The organism is Saccharibacillus sp. CPCC 101409 (assembly GCF_030518235.1).
In the GTDB taxonomy this organism is placed as follows: domain Bacteria; phylum Bacillota; class Bacilli; order Paenibacillales; family Paenibacillaceae; genus Saccharibacillus.
Genome location: NZ_JAULSA010000027.1, coordinates 23,159 through 42,112, shown reverse-complemented (window position 1 = coordinate 42,112; position 18,954 = coordinate 23,159). Strand labels below are relative to the sequence as shown.

At 56.7% G+C, this 18,954-nt stretch carries 19 protein-coding genes and 1 tRNA gene; all 20 read right to left on the bottom strand.

Annotated features, from left to right (window positions below; all coding sequences use genetic code 11):
• Window positions 1–296 precede the first annotated feature (296 nt).
• The gene (dnaB, locus tag QWJ34_RS26085; RefSeq protein WP_302732039.1) at window positions 297–1,664 is read right to left on the bottom strand and encodes a replicative DNA helicase; all 1,368 of its coding nucleotides are present in this window, start codon (window positions 1,662–1,664) and stop codon (window positions 297–299) included.
• Window position 1,665: 1 nt separating this feature from the next.
• On the bottom strand, window positions 1,666–2,109 hold the full coding sequence (gene rplI / locus QWJ34_RS26080) for a 50S ribosomal protein L9 (protein WP_302732038.1): 444 nt from the start codon (window positions 2,107–2,109) through the stop codon (window positions 1,666–1,668).
• Window positions 2,106–4,097, bottom strand: coding sequence for a DHH family phosphoesterase (locus QWJ34_RS26075; RefSeq protein ID WP_302732037.1), 1,992 nt, complete (start codon window positions 4,095–4,097; stop codon window positions 2,106–2,108). Before QWJ34_RS26075 ends, rplI begins: the two co-directional genes overlap by 4 nt.
• A gap of 11 nt (window positions 4,098–4,108) precedes the next feature.
• Window positions 4,109–5,035, bottom strand: a complete 927-nt coding sequence (locus QWJ34_RS26070; RefSeq protein ID WP_302732036.1) for a DUF2232 domain-containing protein — start codon at window positions 5,033–5,035, stop codon at window positions 4,109–4,111.
• 144 nt (window positions 5,036–5,179) lie between these two features.
• Entirely contained in the window at window positions 5,180–5,611 is a 432-nt protein-coding gene (locus tag QWJ34_RS26065; RefSeq protein WP_302732035.1) for a CBS domain-containing protein, read from the bottom strand.
• 311 nt (window positions 5,612–5,922) lie between these two features.
• A complete protein-coding gene (locus QWJ34_RS26060; protein ID WP_302732034.1) occupies window positions 5,923–6,879 on the bottom strand; it encodes a D-alanyl-D-alanine carboxypeptidase family protein in 957 nt (318 codons plus the stop codon).
• Window positions 6,880–7,079: 200 nt separating this feature from the next.
• A complete protein-coding gene (locus tag QWJ34_RS26055; protein WP_302732033.1) occupies window positions 7,080–8,090 on the bottom strand; it encodes an ABC transporter ATP-binding protein in 1,011 nt (336 codons plus the stop codon).
• Complete coding sequence (locus QWJ34_RS26050; RefSeq protein ID WP_302732032.1) at window positions 8,087–9,076, bottom strand: ABC transporter ATP-binding protein; 990 nt, start codon at window positions 9,074–9,076, stop codon at window positions 8,087–8,089. The genes QWJ34_RS26055 and QWJ34_RS26050 overlap by 4 nt, the downstream gene beginning before the upstream one ends.
• A 34-nt stretch (window positions 9,077–9,110) precedes the next feature.
• Window positions 9,111–9,992: an oligopeptide ABC transporter permease gene (gene opp4C, locus QWJ34_RS26045; protein WP_302732042.1), complete on the bottom strand. Its 882-nt coding sequence runs from the start codon at window positions 9,990–9,992 to the stop codon at window positions 9,111–9,113.
• Window positions 9,993–10,053: 61 nt separating this feature from the next.
• Window positions 10,054–11,016, bottom strand: coding sequence for an ABC transporter permease (locus QWJ34_RS26040; RefSeq protein WP_302732031.1), 963 nt, complete (start codon window positions 11,014–11,016; stop codon window positions 10,054–10,056).
• A 124-nt stretch (window positions 11,017–11,140) separates the two neighbouring features.
• Complete coding sequence (locus QWJ34_RS26035; protein ID WP_302732030.1) at window positions 11,141–12,928, bottom strand: ABC transporter substrate-binding protein; 1,788 nt, start codon at window positions 12,926–12,928, stop codon at window positions 11,141–11,143.
• A gap of 741 nt (window positions 12,929–13,669) precedes the next feature.
• Window positions 13,670–13,942, bottom strand: a complete 273-nt coding sequence (gene rpsR / locus QWJ34_RS26030) for a 30S ribosomal protein S18 (protein WP_302732028.1) — start codon at window positions 13,940–13,942, stop codon at window positions 13,670–13,672.
• A 21-nt stretch (window positions 13,943–13,963) separates the two neighbouring features.
• Window positions 13,964–14,521, bottom strand: a complete 558-nt coding sequence (gene ssb, locus QWJ34_RS26025; protein ID WP_302732027.1) for a single-stranded DNA-binding protein — start codon at window positions 14,519–14,521, stop codon at window positions 13,964–13,966.
• A 31-nt stretch (window positions 14,522–14,552) separates the two neighbouring features.
• On the bottom strand, window positions 14,553–14,843 hold the full coding sequence (gene rpsF / locus QWJ34_RS26020; protein ID WP_302732026.1) for a 30S ribosomal protein S6: 291 nt from the start codon (window positions 14,841–14,843) through the stop codon (window positions 14,553–14,555).
• Window positions 14,844–15,011: 168 nt separating this feature from the next.
• Window positions 15,012–15,102 (bottom strand) — tRNA-Ser (locus QWJ34_RS26015).
• Window positions 15,103–15,263: 161 nt separating this feature from the next.
• Window positions 15,264–15,476: a DUF951 domain-containing protein gene (locus tag QWJ34_RS26010; protein WP_302732025.1), complete on the bottom strand. Its 213-nt coding sequence runs from the start codon at window positions 15,474–15,476 to the stop codon at window positions 15,264–15,266.
• An 18-nt stretch (window positions 15,477–15,494) separates the two neighbouring features.
• Window positions 15,495–16,613 (bottom strand): mechanosensitive ion channel family protein, encoded by a 1,119-nt coding sequence (locus QWJ34_RS26005; RefSeq protein WP_302732024.1) that lies wholly within the window; start codon window positions 16,611–16,613, stop codon window positions 15,495–15,497.
• Between the two features lie 140 nt (window positions 16,614–16,753).
• Window positions 16,754–17,005 (bottom strand): putative Se/S carrier protein, encoded by a 252-nt coding sequence (locus tag QWJ34_RS26000; protein WP_302732022.1) that lies wholly within the window; start codon window positions 17,003–17,005, stop codon window positions 16,754–16,756.
• Between the two features lie 2 nt (window positions 17,006–17,007).
• Complete coding sequence (locus QWJ34_RS25995; protein WP_302732021.1) at window positions 17,008–17,514, bottom strand: DUF4446 family protein; 507 nt, start codon at window positions 17,512–17,514, stop codon at window positions 17,008–17,010.
• 176 nt (window positions 17,515–17,690) lie between these two features.
• Window positions 17,691–18,863, bottom strand: a complete 1,173-nt coding sequence (locus tag QWJ34_RS25990) for an aminotransferase class V-fold PLP-dependent enzyme (RefSeq protein WP_302732019.1) — start codon at window positions 18,861–18,863, stop codon at window positions 17,691–17,693.
• Window positions 18,864–18,954 lie beyond the last annotated feature (91 nt).

Genomic DNA, 18,954 nt, shown 5'->3' with positions numbered 1-18,954 from the left:
CACCGGAAAGCCGTATGAGGGAAAACCTCACGTACGGTTTGATGAGGAGGGGCAGAAAAAAAAATGGAGACGTTTTGATCTGCCTTTTACTCTAGTAGGCTTGTCCGCCTTTGAAATCGGGAAACGACCGCCTGAGTCCAATCCAAAAGTTTCCCGATTTCAACACGCGGCCGCAGCGAATATTCCCGTACCGGAGCCTTCATTTTCCCGCCCTTCTGCACACTCCCCCAGGCAAAGCCGCCCACCCCGATCCTGCGCAGCAAAAAAGCCGCCGGCAAAAAACCGGCGGCCTCCCCCTACCCCGCAAACGAATCCGAATGAGACCTCTCGTAATTGACGAACTTATTAAAGTTCTTCAAGAACACCAGCTCCACCGTCCCTACGGGTCCGTTCCGCTGCTTGGCGATAATGATCTCGATGATATTCTTTTTCTCCGTATCCGCGTTGTAATAATCGTCGCGATACAGAAACGCGACGATATCGGCATCCTGCTCGATCGAGCCGGATTCCCGCAGGTCGGACATCATCGGGCGCTTGTCCTGCCGCTGCTCGACGCCCCGGCTGAGCTGGGACAGCGCAATGACCGGCACCTCCAGCTCCCGCGCGATCTGCTTGAGCGTACGCGAGATATCCGAGACTTCCTGCTGGCGGTTCTCGCCCGCTTTGCCGCGGCCCTGGATCAGCTGCAAGTAGTCGATGACGATCATGCCGAGACCTTTTTCCTTTTTCAAGCGGCGGCATTTGGAACGAATATCCGCGACCGTAATCCCCGGGGTATCGTCGATATAGATCTCCGCTTCCGACAGCGAAGCGATGCCCATCGTCAGCTTGGTCCAATCCTCGTCGCTCTTGAACTCGCCCGTCCGCATGACGCTTGCGTCCAGGTTGGCTTCGGCGCAGATCATCCGCTGGACGAGCTGCGCCGCCGACATTTCGAGACTGAAGATCGCGACGGTCTCGCCCGCGCGGACCGAGACGTTCTGCGCCACGTTCAGCGCGAAAGCCGTTTTACCGACGGAAGGACGCGCCGCGAGGATAATCAGGTCGTTGCGCTGGAATCCGGCCGTCATGCCGTCGAGATCGACGAATCCGGACGGAATCCCCGTCGTACCGCCGCGATTCTGGTTCTGGCTCAGCAGTTCGACACGGTCGAACACTTCCATCAATACGTCGCGAATCGCGATAAAACCGCCGCTGGAGCGTCGGTTGGAAATTTCGAGAATTTTGCGCTCGGCATCGTTGAGCATCAGCCCGACGTCTTCGCCGCCGGTGTAGCCTTCACTGACGATCTGCGTCGCGGTGCGGATCAGCCGGCGCAGCATCGCTTTTTCTTCGATCATCTGCGCGTAGTACTCGACGTTGGCCGCCGTGGGAACGGCGTGCGCCAGCTTCGCGAGGTAGCTGACCCCGCCGAGATCTTCCAGCTGTCCTTTATCTTTGAGCAGCGAGGTCAGCGTCACGAGATCGATCGGCTGACTCTCTTCCCCGAGCTGGACCATAGCCTCGAATATCATCTGGTGCGACTTGTCGTAGAAATCGTCGGCCGTAATTTTCTCCATGACTGCTATAAGTGACTCGGCCTGGAGCAGCACCGCGCCCAGCACGGCCTGCTCCGCTTCCAGATTTTGCGGCGGAATCCGATCGAAAAAGAGATCCTCGCTCATCTTATTCCTCCGAAACCTGGACCTTGAGCGTCGCTTTGACGTCCTTGTGCAGTTTGACCGGGATCTGGGTTACGCCCAGCGTGCGGATCGGCTCGTCCAGCTCGATCTTGCGCTTGTCGATCTTGACGCCCTGTTTGGACAGCGCTTCGGCGATCTGCTTGCTCGTGATCGCGCCGAACAGGCGGCCGCCTTCGCCGGATTTGGCTTTGATCTGCACCGTAAGCTCTTCCAGCTTTTTGCCGGCTTCGACCGCTTCCTGCTTTTCTTCTTCTTTGCGTTTTTCTTCGGCCGCGTGCTGGTTTTCCAGCGTTTTCACGTTGCCCTGCGTAGCCGGTTTGGCGACGCCGTTCTTGAACAGGAAGTTCTGTGCGTACCCTTCCGATACTTCTTTAACTTCGCCTTTTTTACCCTGGCCTTTCATGTCTTTCAGAAAAATAACCTTCATTCGAACAGCCCCTCTTCCTTTTCGATATCTTCAAGCACGGCCAGCAGCTTTTTCTCCGCTTCCTGCGGGGAAATATCGAGCTGCACCGCCGCGTTGGTCAAATGCCCGCCGCCGCCCAGCCGCTCCATCACGACCTGGACGTTGATCTTGCCGAACGAACGGGCGCTGATCGCCGTCAGGCCGTCGGGACGGCTGCCGATAACGAACGACGCGTTGACGTCCGTCATATTGAGCAGCGTATCGGCCGCCTGGGCAATCAGCAGCTGCGGAAACTGCCGGCCTTCGCCGGTTACCGCAATCGCCACGCCGTTCAGCACGACGCGGGCATGCTTGATAATCTCCGCTTTGGAGATATACTCGTCCAGATCTTCCTTGAGCATGCGCTGGACCAGCACGGTGTCCGCGCCGCTGCGGCGCAGAAATCCGGCCGCTTCGAACGTGCGCGAACCGGTATGCAGCGCAAAATGCTTGGTGTCCACCGTGATCCCGGCCAGCAGCGCGGTCGATTCGAGCGGCGTCAGCGTCATGTTGTCGTGGATGTACTGAAGCAGCTCCGTCACCAGCTCGCTGGCCGAGGAGGCGTACGGCTCCAGGTACACGATCACGGCGTCGTTGATAAATTCCTCGCTGCGGCGGTGGTGGTCGATCACCACCACCTGCTTGGCGCGCTGGACGAGCTTCGGCTCGATCGTCATGGACTGCTTGTGCGTATCGACGACGACGAGCAGGGTGCGCTCGGTCATCAGCGACAGCGCTTCTTCCGGCGGGATAAAGCGGTCCGCCAGCGTCGCGTCGCCGCGAATGCGTTCCATCATCTTCTCGATGGACGGATTGTCGCCGCTCAGCACGATGCCGGCTTCCACATCCAGCTTTTCCGCCGCTTTGAGCATGCCGATCGCCGCGCCGATCACGTCCATATCCGGATTCTTGTGCCCCATGATCAGCACCCGGTCGCTGCGCTTCATCAGGTCGCGCAGCGCGTGCGCGATCACGCGGGCCCGGACGCGCGTCCGTTTCTCGACGGCGTTGGACCGGCCGCCGTAGAACGACAGCCGCTGGCCCGCTTTGACCGCGGCCTGGTCGCCGCCGCGTCCCAAAGCCATATCCAGACTGGACTGCGCCAGCGCGCCCAGCTCGCTGATCTTCTCGTTGCCGCAGGCCAGGCCGATGCTCAGCGTCATCGGGACCTTGAGGTCGCTCGTCGCTTCGCGCACCTCGTCGAGAATAACGAAGCGGCTCTGCTCCAATTTCTCCAGCGACGCCTGGTTCAGCAGCATCATATAGCGCTCGCTGGACAGGCGCCGCAGGTACACGTCGTACTGCCGCGCCCAGCTGTTGATCAGGCTGGTCGCCCGGGCGACCATCAGCGTGCGCTGCTGGTCGTCCATGCCCTGGACCGCTTCGTCCAGGTTGTCGAGCATCAGGATACCGAGCGACAGGCTTTCCTGCTCGTAGCGCGCGCGCAGCTCGGCCATCTCGGTCATTTTTTGCAAATAAACCATTCGTTCTTCGGGATATACGATAACCATGTACGTGTCCGGCCCGATCTCGATTTCCGTTTTGACTTCGCTCAGCGGTTCGCGCGAACCGTCTTTCTTCTCGCGCGCCAGCGGCGGAAGTCCCGGCAGCAGCTCGGAGAGCGGCATGCCGATCGCCGTATCGATGCCGAGCAGGCCGACGACCTGGCGGTTATGCCATTCGATCGTCCGCTCGGCGTCGTACAGCATCAGACCGAGCGGCAGCCGGCTGACGATCTCGCCTTCGATGCTGTGCACGCGGTAAGACAGCGAAGACGTATATTCGGCAAGTTCGCGCCTGAACTTGAGTTCCGCCCGCAGCATGACAAATACGACGACGAACGCCAGGCACAGCGCAAGCAGGCCGAGCGGCCAGTTGTAGACCGTAATGCTTATCGTCATCAGCATCATCAAGGCGAATACCCAGACGGTCCGGTAACCGTACCAGCGTTTCAGCAAAAAGTTCGGCATGGTTTCTCACCCTAACGTCTAGGTCTAGTAATATACTCGCGCAGCGGAAAAGCAAGATCGATAATCCCGACGATGCGCATAACCGGGAAAACGAACGTCACGACCGCCATCAGCACCGACAGAACGCGATGCCACTTTTTGACGTGACCGACGAAGAACCAGAAGCCGATCGCCTGCACGGTGAAACACAGCTGAAGCAGGGGAAGCATGTTGAGCACGATGGTTTTCAAGAATCCGCCGTCCGAATTGGAAGTGAACATATCCAGAATCAGCACGACAAAATAATAGAAAATCAGCGCCCGCGGCAGTCTCCAATCCCGTGCGGGAGGAAGCTTCGGAGCGGCAGCGCCCATCGACGACAGAATCGGACGGACGATCGCGTGCGTAATCGCGGCCAGGGCCAGCGAGCTGACCGTCATGCCGAACGGAATCATCATGACCGTCTGGTTCGACAGCAGGAACAGGAAGTCCGGATTCCACTGCTCGCTGAACGACGGATTCATTTCCGCCACCGCGAGGATCGGATCGAACGTGTCGTGCACAAATTCGCTGATATAAGCGGACAGGTTGAAGTCCCAAACCAGCTTGGCCCCGGTCAGCAGAATCAGCAGCATAAACAACAGCGTGCCCGCCCCGGCGAGGATCGTTTGCAGCGCGGGAGCGCGTTTTTTGTAGAGATGGCCCATAACGATTCCGGCAAGCAGAAAATAGAAAGCGAGCAGGAGCGTATACGGGGCCAGAGCGCCGGATATGAGACCGAGGATTGCCCAGACGGGCAGGACGTGGAACCAGAATACGCTGACGCGCAGCGAAGCGTACAGGACGGCTACCGGAACGACCATAATCAGCAGAGTGATCGCGGACAGCGGCGTTAACAGCGAAAGCAGCGCCAGCAGATAAATGATGGCCCACATCGCCGAGGACAAACGCAATTTCAAATAGATTCACCTCTTATGCGGATAACTGATACCGTCCCAGAACCGGCGGCATGACGGGCCGGATTCGGCAGCAAAAGCCTTTCCGAGCGTTTGCCTCCCATTATAGCATATAAGAACCTTCCCGTTCCAAAGAGCCGGCGGCGCTCAGGTGTTCTGAGCCGCTCCGTTTTCCCGGGTCACGAAACCCGCGCAGTATTCGATAATCTGGCTGCGGCGCACGATGCCGATAAACCGGTTGCGGTCGTCGACGACCGGAACGAAGTTCTGCGTTTTGGACAAATTGATGAGGTCGGCCATATCGGATTCGATCGAGACCGGCCGGTTGTTCATGCGCAGCGGCACTTCTTTGAGCAGGAAACGTGAAGCGTTCTCAAAATTGATGCGGCCTTCGGAGTGTTTCATATGCCAGAGGACGTCCCCTTCGGTAACGGTTCCCGCATAATGACCTTCCTTGTCGAGGATCGGAATAGCAGTGTAACGGTGGTGCTCCATGCGTTCGATAACCTGGCGCAGCGTGGCGTCGAGCGTCACAAAAGCGACCTCGTGCTTCGGCAGCAGGAAAAAAGCGATATTCATAACGGATTTCTCCTTCTCTTGGGTTGAACTCGGCGGCGGGTGTGAAGTGACGGTTCCCGGACGCCCGGAAAGAATCGGCCGCGGCCGCGCGGCCTCTTTCTCTCTGTTCTTATTATAGCCTAAAGTGGACCCGGAAAGTAAAAATCAGCGGACCGAAATCGGCCGCTGACGATAGAAGAATGGAATATGCCAAAAAGAAAGTCGTCCCGGTCACGCATGGGAAGCGGGAGGAAAGCGAGACGGGAAGCGCCGGCATGCGGCTGTATTACCTGTCTGGGCATCGGCTTTGAAATTGGCCTGCAAGCTGGAAGTCAGACCAGCTTCAGCCAGGAAGCCGCCCGCTCCGCGAAGGAGCCCGAACGCGCATAGCCGTAATCCAGCAGCTTGCCGGCGGCCTGGAAGCTCTGCTCGCGGCTGCCCGCGCCCATAACGACGACAATCAGCCGATGCCCGTCGCGCTGCGCCGTGCCCGCGAGCGAATAACCTTCCTGCTCCGAACCGAATGCTTTGAGTCCGTCCAGCCCGCGATAAGCGTGGGGACCGGCGAATTCCGGCAGCATGGCGTTGCTGTTCGTCAGGTAGATGCCGCGCGAGCGGATCTCCGTCTGCGTCACCGACGACATCCGCAGAATCTCCGGATGCTCGGCGATCAGCGAGCGGCATAGCAGCGCCGTGTCCTTGGCGGTGATTCGGCTGCCGGAAGCGGCGGCCGCCCCGTGCGGTCCCTTGGGCGGTCCGGCGTCTTCCGCGGCCGGCAGGAATCGAGTGGAAGCCGACAGACCGATTCTGCGGGCTTTCTCGTTCATCATGCCGGCAAAGGAAGCTTCCGAACCGCCCGCATGACGGGCCAGCGCCCGCTCCGCTTCCTGCGAAGACGATACGGCGAGCCCCATAAACAGTTCGTTCAGCGGTACTTCGTCGCTGCCCTGCAGCGCAAGAGAGTCGGCTCCGGCATTCCCGGACGCCGGATAAGCCGCTTGTACGGCGCTTTCTTTGCCTGCGCCGACGCGCACCGTTTCTTCCCAGCCGAACCGGCCGCCGCGCACGGCGTCCAGCACCAGCCATTCGGTCATCAGCTGAGCCGCGCCCGAAGCGGGCAGCGCCCGGTCGCCTTCGGCCTGCCACAGCACTTCGCCGGTCTTCGCGTCGATCAGCGCCGCCGCCGCCGCTTCCACCTTGGGCCGTCCGGCCAGCAGCTGCTGCGGAATGAGCAGCAGCAGAACCGCAAGCACGACCAGTATTCCTTTTTTCCAGATTCCCCCGCTCATTCGCATATCCGCTCCCCTCGTATATCTTATAGACGTACGAGAAGCCGGTTTAGTCTGCAAAAAATAAAAATTTCTTAACTTTTTTGTGACTTTTTTGATTGATTCAGGTTGGAAGCGTTAACATTTGTACGAAAGCAAACAAAAAAGCCCGAGTTCGAACGGTTTCGTTCGAATCCGGACTTCCGCTTCAACGGAAAGGATTAAGCAAAGTGGCAGGCGACGAAATGTTCGTTGCCCATATCGCGGTATTCCGGCACCTGCTGCTTGCAGATATCCGACGCCATCGGGCAGCGGGTATGGAACTTGCAGCCGGACGGCGGATTCGCCGGGCTCGGAATATCGCCCTGCAGCACGATGCGTTCGCGCTTGACCGTCGGATCGGGAACCGGGATCGCCGACATCAGCGCTTTGGTGTACGGATGCAGCGGATTGCTGAACAGCTCGTCGGTCGGCGCCATTTCCATCATCGTGCCCAGGTACATGACGCCTACGCGGTTGCACAGATGCTCCACGACGCTGAGATCGTGGGAGATGAACAGATAGGTCAGCTGCTTCTCGCTCTGCAGGTCGCTCATCAGGTTGATGATCTGCGCCTGGATCGAAACGTCGAGCGCGGACACCGGTTCGTCGGCCACGATGAATTCCGGATTCATGATCAGCGCGCGGGCAATCCCGATCCGCTGACGCTGTCCGCCGGAGAATTCGTGCGGGAAGCGGTCGTAATGATACTCGGCCAGTCCGCAGATCTTCATCGTTTCGATCACGCGCTGCTTCACGTCCCTGCGGCTCACGAGGCCGTGGTCGACCAGCGCCTCGCCGATCGCTTCGCCGACTTTGATCCGCGGATTCAGCGAGCTGAACGGATCCTGGAACACGATCTGCATCTTGGTGCGCATATCGCGCATTTCGCTTTTGGACAGACTGTGCAGATCCTGCCCGTTGAACGTAACTTTGCCGTCGGTCTTGTCGTTCAGACGCAGCAGCGTTCTGCCGATCGTGCTTTTGCCGCAGCCGGATTCGCCGACCAGGCCGAACGATTCGCCGCGGTTGATCGTGAAGGATACGCCGTCGACGGCTTTAACGTCGCCGACTCTGCGCTGGAAAACGCCGCCGGTAATCGGAAAATACTTTTTCAGATTCTCCACCTGCAGCAGCGGTTCGCCTTTGCCTGCCTGCGGTTTCTTCTCGGTTGTCACGACGGATTCGCTCATTGCGCTTTCCCCTCCTCTTCATACAGCCAGCAGGCCGTTTTGTGTTTGGCGTCCGCATGTGTGCGCAGAGGCGGTTTCTTGGTCTTGCAGATCTCCATGCAGAACTCGCAGCGGTCGTGGAAATGACAGTTGTCGCCCAGATCGACCGGGTTCGGCACCTGTCCCGGGATGGAGTACAGGCGTTCTTTGCGCTGGCTCAGCACCGGTTTGGCTTTGAGCAGGCCCTGCGTATACGGGTGCTGCGGATCTTTGAACAGTTCCAGCACCGGCGCTTCCTCGATCACTTTGCCGGCGTACATGACGACAACGAAGTCGGCCATCTCGGCTACGACGCCGAGATCGTGCGTAATCATCATGATCGCCGTGTTCATCTTCGACTTGATGTCGCGCATCAGGTCGAGGATCTGCGCCTGGATCGTCACGTCGAGCGCGGTGGTCGGCTCGTCGGCGATCAGCAGCTTGGGATCGCAGCACAGCGCGATCGCGATCATGATCCGCTGGCGCATGCCGCCGCTCAGCTCGTGCGGATACGAATCGAAGATTTTCTCCGGACGCGGAATGCCGACCATCGTAATCAGTTCGATCGCGCGCGCTTTGGCTTCTTTTTGACTCATGTTGAGATGGTACAGCAGCGGTTCGGTGATCTGTTTTCCGATCGTGAACACCGGGTTCAGGGAAGACATCGGCTCCTGGAAGATCATCGCGATTTCTTTGCCGCGCAGACGGCTCATTTCTTTTTTGTTCAGCTTGAGCAGGTCTTTGCCTTCGAAGAGGATCTCTCCGCCCACGATTTTGCCGGGAGGGGATTCGATCAGCTGCATTAAAGACATGGCGGTCACGCTTTTGCCGCAGCCGGATTCGCCGACGATGCAAAGCGTTTCGCCTTCGCGTATGGAAAAGCTGACATCGTTGACCGCTTTAACAGTGCCGGCAGACGTACTGAAGTGAGTCTCCAGATTTCGGAATTCGACTAGTTCTTTTGCCATTTCGTCTCTCCTACTTCTTCGTTATTTGCGGGCCTTATCGGCTCTTCATCTTCGGATCGAGAGCGTCGCGCAGGCCGTCGCCGATCAGGTTGATCGCCGTAACGGTAATCAGGATGCACATGCCCGGCGGAATCCAGGTCCACGGACGTTTGCGGAAGTCGATCAGGCTGTTCGCGGCCGTAATCATATTGCCCCACGACGGAGTAGGCGGAACGACGCCCAGACCGAGGAAGCTCAGGGCGGATTCGGTCAGGATCGCGCCGGCGACGCCCAGCGTCGCGGATACGATAATGATCGGAATCGTGTTCGGCATCAGGTGACGGAAGATCTTGCGTCCGTCGCGCAGGCCGAGCGCTTCGGTCGCCTGCATGAATTCCTGCTCGCGCAGGGTCAGGATCTGGCTTCGCACGAGACGGGCCAGTCCGACCCAGCCGAGCAGGCCGATAATCAGCATCAGGAAGTAAATCCGCTTGCCCGGATCGATCTTAAGGTCGGACAGAATCGCGCCGAGCGTAATCAGGATCGGCAGTGTCGGCAGCGCCAGGAAGATATCGGCGATCCGCATGATGATCGTATCGGCATATTTGCGGTAGAAGCCGGCGACGGCCCCCAATACGGCGCCGATGACTACGGAAATCGCCGTTGCCACGAGACCCACCGTCAGGGAAATCCGCCCGGCCAGCATCACGCGCAGCATGATATCGCGGCCGAGCTTGTCGGTTCCGAGCCAGTACTGGGCGTTCGGAGCCTGGTTTTTATTGCCGACATTGGTCTGGTTCAGCGTATAGGGCGAGAATAAAGGCCCGATAAAGCAAAGCAGGAACATGATCACCAGAATGATCAGTCCGATCAGGGCCAGGCGGTTCTTGGCGAAGCGCCGAATCGCAATTCTCCACGGAGATTCGGCTTTGACAATTTTGAGCTGCTCCTGGAGCTGCTCGGTTGGATTTCCCGGCTGTTCCACTCTCAATCTCCTCCTACTTTAGACGAATTCTCGGGTCGGCGACCCCGTACAGAATATCGGAAATCAGGTTCCCGAGAAGCGTCAGTACCGCCAGGAACATCGTAAATCCGAGCATAAGCGGGTAGTCCCGCAGGTTCAGCGAAGCCAGGTAGATCTGGCCGATACCCGGCCAGGCGAAAACGCGTTCGAGGATCATCGCGCCGCCGAACAATCCCGGAAGCTCGAATCCGAGCAGGGTGATCGCCGGAAGCAGGGCGTTGCGGAACGCGTGCTTGAAAATAACGGTGCGTTCTTTAAGACCTTTGGCGCGCGCGGTACGGATATAATCCTGACGGATGACTTCCAGCATGCCGGTCCGGAAATATCGGGTCAATCCGCCGATTTGCAGCGTCGTCATGACCGCTACCGGCAGTATCATATGCTTGGCGACGTCTTTGATGTAATCGAAGCCGCTGGCGTTTAACCCGGCCGTGGTCATACCCGCGGTCGGGAATAATTTCATATCCAGTGCAAAATATTTGATGGCGAGCAGCCCGATAAAGAACGAAGGCAGCGACATCAACAGGAAAACGAGCAAAGTTACCACTTTATCGAAAAAGGAATACTGGAACTGCGCAGAAAAAACACCGACCAAGGCGGCGATCGTCCAGCTCAGGATTAAAGTCACGAATGCAATGATAAAAGAGTTCCATACATAAGTATTGATCACTTCGGTAACCGGCATCTTGTGCTGGAACGAATCGCCGAGGTTACCTACGAGCATGTTTTTGGCCCAAATAAAATACTGCTGTACAGGCGGCTTGTCGAGGCCGTAAAGCGACCGTAACTGCTCCGCTCTTTCCGCGGTCATATTCGGGTTCTGCGTTGCCGTGATGTAGTCTCCCGGAACCATCTGAGAAATGGCAAAAACAATGATCGAAATACCGATCAAAGTCGGGATCATCTGCAGCAGCCGCCGGATGATATACTGACTCATTTACTCGTCTCCTCCTGACATATAAATCGATATGCCCAGCTCTCGCGAGCTGAGCATATCGGATGACCAAATATCGTTCTTGGCGACTTGTCTCATTTGAATCGAGTCAAGCTGCCGGCTGCTGTTATTGAGAAATCTCGACCTGGTGCAGGCTGTACGGGAATTCTTTGTAAGGCGTAACATCCCAGCCGTCGAGTCTTCCGTTGATCGCGTTCATGTTGGTTCTTTGGTACATCAGGATTTCAGGAGCGTCGGCGTTGATCTTTTGGTAAATTTCAGCGTAGATCGCTTTGCGCTTTTCGAGATCCAGCTCTTTTTTACCTTGCTTGTACAGCTCGTCGACTTCTTTATTCGAGTAGCCGGAGTTGTTTTGCGCGCCGTCGGTGACATATACGGTGCTGTCCGGATCCGGAGTCAGGCCCCATGCCGCGAAGAACATATCGTAGTCGCCTTTATCCTTTTTCTCCATGATGGCGTTGAAGTCGAGCGTTTCCACGACAAGCTTGATGCCCAGCTGTTCATAGTTTTCCGTCATGATCGGAATCAGAGCGTCGATAACCGGGTTGTCGGCCGTTGCCGAGAAGTTGACTTCGAATTTCTTGCCGTCTTTCTCGCGGATTCCGTCCGAACCTTCGACCCAGCCCGCTTCGTCAAGCAGCTGTTTCGCTTTTTCCGGATCGTAGTCGTACGTATTGATGTTCTCGGCCGTGTAAGCCCACGATACGTCGGACTGCGGAATGTTGATGACTTCGGCGTAAGGACCGTAAGCCGCTTCGACCACTTCGGCGCGGTTCAGGCCGTAAGTCAGCGCCTGGCGAACTTTCGGGTCGGTGAACAGCGGATTGTTGTTGTTCATGGCCACATAGCCGTAACCGTTGTTTTTCAGAACGTCGACGTCCAGGAAGCCCATGCTTTTCAGCTCTTCCACGTTGTCTTCGTTGACCGTCACGTTATCGAGGTCGGTTTCGCCGGACTGCAGCATCGCCATGTTCGTCGTGTCGGTCGTGACTTTATAGATCAGCTTCGGAATCTTGGGAGCTCCGTCGTAGTAATTTTCGTTCGCTTCGAAGTCCACTTCCTGACCGGCCGTATACTTGGTCAGCTTGTAAGGGCCCGCGCCCATCGGCTTGTTGTTCAGTTCCTTGATGCTGGATACGTCGCCCTGTTTATAGCTCTTGCCGTAGTAAGCTTCCGAGAGCGGAGCAACGCCGCCCAGGTTGACCTGAGTCATTGCGTCGTAGTCGCTTACCGTTACTTCCACGGTCTTGTCGTCGACCACTTTGATGCCCGAAATGTCTTTCGCTTTGCCGTCGTGATAATCTTGAGCGCCTACGACATTCCAGCTGAGCGGATCGGATTGACCGTCGTAGCTGGCGTCCATGTAGACTTTCATCGCAAACAGGTAGTCGCCCGCCGTTACCGGAGTGCCGTCGGTGTAGTTCGCGTCGTCTCTGATTTTGAATGTATAGGTTTTGTTGTCGTCCGAGATGTCGATCGACTCGGCCAGATCGTTCTCGTAAGTACCGTCGCCTTTGATCTTCAGCAGCGATGGGAAGATCAGATTGTTTACGTATGCGTCGTAAGTAGTCTGGTAGAACATCGGGTTGAATACGCCCTGAGGAGCGACCAGACCGATGATGGCGGAATCTGTGCGCGCCGTTGCGGCCGCAGGATTCAAGCTCATATCTTCCGCTTCCGTCAGACCGATTGCGCTGTCGGATTCGGCAGCGGGTTCTTCCGTTGCATCCGGTTCTTCCGCTGTGGATTCGTCAGGCGTCGCCGTGTTGTCGGTCGAGGTTTCCGTAGGTGTGTTCGTATCGGCAGGCGCTGCGGATTCGTCTCCGCCGCATGCTGCCAGGATCGAACCGAAGGCCATCAGCGTCACGAGCATCAAAGACAATCTCTTTTTCATGTAGATCCCCCTAATCGAATTATTAAAGCTGCAAAAGCTATAAAAATAATCGGAAATCGTTTAGACATCTGATTATTTCAACCAAATTCAACGGCGGCCGGCAATCGGACTGCGATGCTCTGCTCTCTTTGTTTTCGTATACATAAATGTATAAGAACATTCGCGGGCCGAGGCATTTAACCTTTGGTCGATTCAAAACCGCGCGTTTGCTTATAGGAAGGCGGCTTCTTAATGAACCAGCGGTAAATTTAATGTAAATAATACGTGTAAATTATATTCACGTCAATACCTTTTTTCGAGAAAAAATACCTTTTCAGGTTTGCTTTTAACGATACTTTTGAATTTTTTATCGTTTTTATGCATAAAAAATCAAAAAAATAACTTGTCCAAAACCTTTTCGCTGCGGACTAAGATGGTCCGCTCTCTTTATATGTAAGATAATATAACACAAAGAAAACAACCCTTCATATAAACTGGGTTTCAACCATAAAATAGGGAGAGTTTTTTCATTTTAGCATATCTCCCGGGAATAGCGATCCTTTTTTGCTTCTTTTGAAACGTTTTTTTTATTTCCTTCTATTATAAAAAGGTTTGCTCATTTGTACAGTCTTTTTTATCCGATTCCGTGAAAAGGATTTGAACGGCCGGATAAAGCGGATCGGGGCCGCAGGCCGGTGTCTACTCCACACGCACAAAAAAAGACGACCGATTGAAAATCGGTCGTCTTTCGCGATGTGTCGATTACTCCGTTGTGTAAGGCAGCAGGGCTACCTGACGCGAACGTTTGATGGCAACAGTCAGCATGCGCTGATATTTCGCGCTTGTGCCTGTTACACGGCGAGGCAGGATTTTACCGCGCTCGCTGATAAATTTACGGAGCAACTCCGTATCTTTATAGTCGATGTAAGTGATCTTATTTACAGTGAAATAGCACACTTTACGACGCTTGTTGCGTCCACGGCGTCCGCCTTGACGTCTTTCGCCGTCTCCGCCTTCACGTTGTCTAAAGCTCATTCGATTCATTCCTTTCTATAATTAGAATGGCAGGTCATCATCCGAAATATCGATCGGTCTTCCGTCATCGGAAAAAGGATCCTGATTATTGCTGCCGCCTCCGCGAGGAGACTGATTGCCGCCGCCGCGGTTTCCACCGCCGCCGCTTCCGCTTCCTCCGCCGTACGAAGGTTCCGGACGGCTTCCGCCGCCTCCGCCTCCATAAGAGGAAGAAGACTCTTCGCGGCCCGATCCGCCGCTGCCGCCGTTGTTATCCCGGTTAGGCGATTCGAGGAAACGGACATTATCGGCAATAACTTCGGTAACGTAGACACGCTTGCCTTCATTATTCTCGTAATTCCGTACCTGGATTCGGCCTTCCACCGCTGTCAGGCGTCCCTTGCGCAAATAGTTTGCGCAGGTCTCAGCCAGCTGACGCCAGGTAACGACCGGAATGAAGTCCGCTTCGCGTTCTCCACCCTGGCTTGTAAACGGACGGTCGACGGCAATCGTGAACTGGGTTACGGCTACGCCCGCAGGCGTGTACCGCAGCTCAGGGTCACGGGTCAGCCGGCCGATCAGAATGACTCGGTTCAACATCTCGATCCCCTCCTTTGCGTCGCGCGTTCGATTATTTCGTTGGTGCTGCGGTAATCAGGTAACGAATGACATCGTCGGAAATTTTCATGACGCGTTCCAGTTCGAACACAACTTCCGGGTTAGCGGTAAAGTTGGTCAGAACGTAGAAACCGTCACGCAATTTCTTGATCTCATACGCCAGGCGACGTTTACCCATAGCATCGTGCTTGGTAATTTCGCCGTTACCGTCAGTGATGATGGCCGAGAATCTATTGATCAAAGCTTCTACCGCTTCTTGTTCAACGTCAGGACGAATGATGTACATCACTTCATAGTTGCGCATATGTTTCACCTCCTCTTGGACTAAGGCCCCCAATCGGGTTGGGAGCAAGGAACGGGCTGTAAGCCCGGACCGTATTATTATATCAGACATACCCTCCGGCAGCAACATAAATATTTCCTTCCGAAAAACAAAAAAACGACCTTCGGGTCGCTTGTCTGATAAGCAATATGGCGGAGAGGGTGGGATTCGAACCCACGCACGCTTTGACACGCCTAACTGATTTCGAGTCAGCCCCCTTGGGCCTCTTGGGTACCTCTCCGTAACCAAGTGTCACAACAAAATTTATTATATAGCAGGCGTTTGAAAAGATCAAGTATTTCTCGGCGGAACTTTGAACTTTTTTTAAAAGCGGAGGACGGACAGCTTGACTGCGGCTGTTTCGTCCTCCCGCTCCCCGCTTCGGCCGGGCCCTTCGCCCGCTCAATTCTCGCTTTCTTCCGCCGCGGCGGATTTCAGCACTTTCTTCAGGTTTTTCTCGAACTTGGCCCGGGGGATCAAGACGCTGTGCTGACAGCCCACGCATTTGATGCGGATATCCATGCCCATGCGGATGATCTCCATTTCGCTGCTGCCGCAGGGATGCGGCTTCTTCATCTGCACGATATCGCCCAGACCGAACACTTTGCGTTCCACTTCCGTTCCTCCTTCCGTTTACTGCGCCGAATGCGGCTTGTCTTCCGTATTCGGGGTTTTCTCCGCATCCGTCTTCTCGATCGAAGGTTTCTCCGGGCCGGCAGCCTGCGGCTTGGCTTCCGCTTTGCCCGCTGCCGGATCGGCTTCGGAATCGCCCTGCGAACCTTCCGCCGTTTCAAGCCGCTTGGTCTCTTCCTTCTTCGCTTTGCGCTCCGATTCTTCGGCCAGCGCTTTCTTCACATCGTCGCTGCGCTCCATGGCCCGCTTGATCTCGCCGCGTACCAGGCTCTCCACTTCGCTCTGCGCGTTCGGCGAGCAGTTTACGGTAACGCGCAGCGTATACTCGCCGGCCGTCATCGCCTGGATTCCTCGAATCTCGGGCGTGTTCAGAACCACTTCGTGCTGATCGCACACTTTTTCCAGCGCGCGGGCTACGAGATGCAGCGATTCGTCGAGCTGACGCTCGGCGCTCATCGGAATATCGATCACCGCTTTGGCGTTGGCCAGCGAAAAGTTGGTGACGCTCGTAATCGTTCCGTTCGGGATCGCGTACACTTCGCCGTTCCAGTTGCGCAGCCGGGTCGTGCGCAGACCGATCATCTCGACCGTGCCTTTGTACGTCGTAATCTGCACCACGTCGCCGACCGCGAACTGGTCTTCGAAGACGATAAAAAATCCGGTGATCACGTCTTTGACCAGACTCTGCGCGCCGAAGCCGATCGCAAGGCCGACTACGCCGGCGCCCGCGATCAGCGGCGCGAGATCGTAACCCAGTTCGGAAATGATGAGCATGATCATCATGAAATTGAACACGATAACCGCTACGTTCTTCAGCAGCTTGCCGACCGTCACGAACCGTCTCGGCTTTACGCGGAATTTGTTTTCTTTGCCTTCCTTATGCTGGCGCAGCAGCGCCCGGTCGATCAGTTTGTAAGAAATCCGGATGGCGACCTGGGTCAGAACGATGATAATTACAATGCGCAGAGCCACGCCCGCAAGGCGCGCCCAGGTATCCGGGTTGGTGAGCGTTTGCCAGATCTCGCCGGTAACGGAAGCGGCGTCGTCGATGGTTTGCCCGATCGTCGGATCGGTCGTTTCGTCTACCGGGTTTGTCGTCGTTAAGAATCCGTACGTCATCGCAGTTTCTCCTTTCTTTCCCCGGCGGACCGCTTCGGGCGGTCCGCCTGCGTCGTTCAAATTCAAAAGGGAGTGTCCTCCAGTGGAGGACACTCGTTTTCTCCCTCATCCGCTTTGCTTAGGTAAAGCAGCGAACGGAATTAGGAACACTCTTCATAGCCGGTCCGCGCTTTGCGGAAAATACCCCGAATCTCCACGCTGCGATCCGTTACGACCGCCCGCACCCTCGCCATCTCTTCCGCGTCGAAAGCGATGCAAATCGCGCAGCCCGCGGTGATCTCCGCCGGTGTCGGAAACAGCTCGATGCCGATTTCTTCTTCTTCAAGGAGCATTTCGGCGCGAAGCGCCTGCTGCGTCGAGTCGAACGCCATGATCAGCGGCGGCTGCTTCACGTTCAACCCTCCCGGCGCGCCTGTGCCTGGGCGACTGCTTCTTTCTCCTCGGGCGACAGCGCGTATTTCGATTCGCCCTGCTGAAGCGGCTTGGCATAGACGTAAGAACTGTCCCGATTATGCAGTCCGCTCAGCACAATGCCGTTATCGAGTTCGTCGAGCAGCGCAAACGAAAAGCTCAAATCGCTGCCTTGATCCGAAAACGCATTGTACCGGACCATGCCGAGCTTCGACTTGGCCATGCGCTGACGCTGTTCGAGCATCGCAAGCATCCGGCGCTGAACTTCCTGCTCGTCTTCGACGGCGTCGGTCTGCACTTTCAAATTAAGCAGCAGCGTCTCCAGGTCTTCCACTCCCGCGCCCGCCATCATGCGCTCGTAGCGCTTGCGGAGTTTCCCCAACCGTACGGTCTGGACGAGTACGCTGATCAGAAGGATAAGCATCATGACCACGATTACAGCCACAATCACGAACAATTGTTCGGATATCAATTCATTCAGTTCTGTCATGCTTCGATTCTTCCCCTTCTGTGGCTCTTAATCGGAAGTTTGTAAAATCCGCGCTTCGTGCGGTGAGTGCGGGCGGCACATTGTATCTACTTACCCGTTTCGCTTTTATCTTACACGAATCGCCCGCCATCATCAAAATCGGTTAAGAAGCGGATTTTACAAACTTCCCGAAATGTTTACATGCGGCTGCCGGCAATCTCCCGCACGGCTTGTATCAAAGCGTGCGCTTCCGCCGGCGTCGAGTCGAAACCGAAGCTGCCGCGCACCGCGCCGCTGGACGCCGTCCCGGCCGCTTGATGCGCCAGCGGCGTGCAGTGATAACCGGCCCGCACCGCAATGCCGTATTCCCGGTCCAGCCGAAATGCGATCCGGGCGGAATCCATGCCTTCGATTGTAAAAGAAACGATGCCGGTTCTGGGCTTTCCAAGGCTCGGCCCCAGCAGCCGCAGCCCTTTGATTCCGGCGAGTTCCTGCATCGCGATCTGGGTCAGCTCCCATTCCCGCCGGCCGATATTCGCCGCGCCTTCGCTCAGCACATGCCGGACGCCGGCTTCCAGACCGGCGATCCCGACCGTGTTCGGCGTACCGGCTTCGTAGCGGTCCGGACGCACCGAAGGCTGATCCGCTTCTTCCGACTGGCTGCCGGTGCCGCCGTGCAGCAGAGGCGCCAGGTCGATCGAAGGATGAATATACAATCCGCCCGTTCCCTGGGGACCGAGCAGGCCTTTGTGTCCCGGGAAAGCCAGCAGGTCGATGCCCAGGCGTCCGACGTCGAGATCCATCGCGCCCGCGCTCTGGGCGGCGTCGACCAGCATAACGGCGCCGTGCCGATGCGCGATATCGGCAATCTCTGCGACCGGCAGAATACTGCCGAGCAGATTAGAGCTGTGGCTGCATACGATCAGCCGGGTCGCCGGACGGCAGAGCGAAGCCAGCTCGCCCAGATCCACGGCTCCGCTTTCGTCCGCCGCGGCGTAATCGACCGATACGCCGTGTTCCCGGCGCATGTATTCAAGCGGCCGCCACACTGAATTGTGCTCGGTCATGGTAGCGACGACATGATCGCCCGGACGCAGCAGGCCTTTGACGGCCTGGTTTAAAGCCGCCGTCGTATTGGACATAAACGCGATATCGCTCGGGTTGCTTACGCCCAGCAGTTCGCCGAGCGCCATACGCGCGCGAAGCAGCACCCGTCCGGCGGCGATCGCCATACGGTGCCCGCCGCGGCCGGGATTGGCCGCTTCTTCCAGCATGGAGCGCTGCATGGCTTCCAGCACCGCCGCCGGCTTCGGCCAGGAAGTGGCCGCGTGATCGAGATAGATCACCGGTTGATCGGTCGGTCGATTCACTTGCAGCCCCTCCTTTTTTTTGCAGTCTTTACAAGCCAAAGATCGCTTGGTCGAATGCTCGTGCCGACACCGTGAGCAATAAAGCGGTTTG

Bases quoted from the DNA above. Each gene is read 5' to 3' on its own strand.
- QWJ34_RS26035 (WP_302732030.1), bottom strand. From the start codon at position 12,928: ATGAAAAAGAGATTGTCTTTGATGCTCGTGACGCTGATGGCCTTCGGT.
- QWJ34_RS26040 (WP_302732031.1), bottom strand. From the start codon at position 11,016: ATGAGTCAGTATATCATCCGGCGGCTGCTGCAGATGATCCCGACTTTG.
- QWJ34_RS26075 (WP_302732037.1), bottom strand. From the start codon at position 4,097: ATGCCGAACTTTTTGCTGAAACGCTGGTACGGTTACCGGACCGTCTGG.
- QWJ34_RS26005 (WP_302732024.1), bottom strand. From the start codon at position 16,613: ATGACGTACGGATTCTTAACGACGACAAACCCGGTAGACGAAACGACC.
- QWJ34_RS26065 (WP_302732035.1), bottom strand. From the start codon at position 5,611: ATGAATATCGCTTTTTTCCTGCTGCCGAAGCACGAGGTCGCTTTTGTG.
- rplI (WP_302732038.1), bottom strand. From the start codon at position 2,109: ATGAAGGTTATTTTTCTGAAAGACATGAAAGGCCAGGGTAAAAAAGGC.
- rpsR (WP_302732028.1), bottom strand. From the start codon at position 13,942: ATGAGCTTTAGACAACGTGAAGGCGGAGACGGCGAAAGACGTCAAGGC.
- QWJ34_RS26050 (WP_302732032.1), bottom strand. From the start codon at position 9,076: ATGGCAAAAGAACTAGTCGAATTCCGAAATCTGGAGACTCACTTCAGT.
- rpsF (WP_302732026.1), bottom strand. From the start codon at position 14,843: ATGCGCAACTATGAAGTGATGTACATCATTCGTCCTGACGTTGAACAA.
- QWJ34_RS25995 (WP_302732021.1), bottom strand. From the start codon at position 17,514: ATGACAGAACTGAATGAATTGATATCCGAACAATTGTTCGTGATTGTG.
- QWJ34_RS26060 (WP_302732034.1), bottom strand. From the start codon at position 6,879: ATGAGCGGGGGAATCTGGAAAAAAGGAATACTGGTCGTGCTTGCGGTT.
- ssb (WP_302732027.1), bottom strand. From the start codon at position 14,521: ATGTTGAACCGAGTCATTCTGATCGGCCGGCTGACCCGTGACCCTGAG.
- dnaB (WP_302732039.1), bottom strand. From the start codon at position 1,664: ATGAGCGAGGATCTCTTTTTCGATCGGATTCCGCCGCAAAATCTGGAA.
- QWJ34_RS26055 (WP_302732033.1), bottom strand. From the start codon at position 8,090: ATGAGCGAATCCGTCGTGACAACCGAGAAGAAACCGCAGGCAGGCAAA.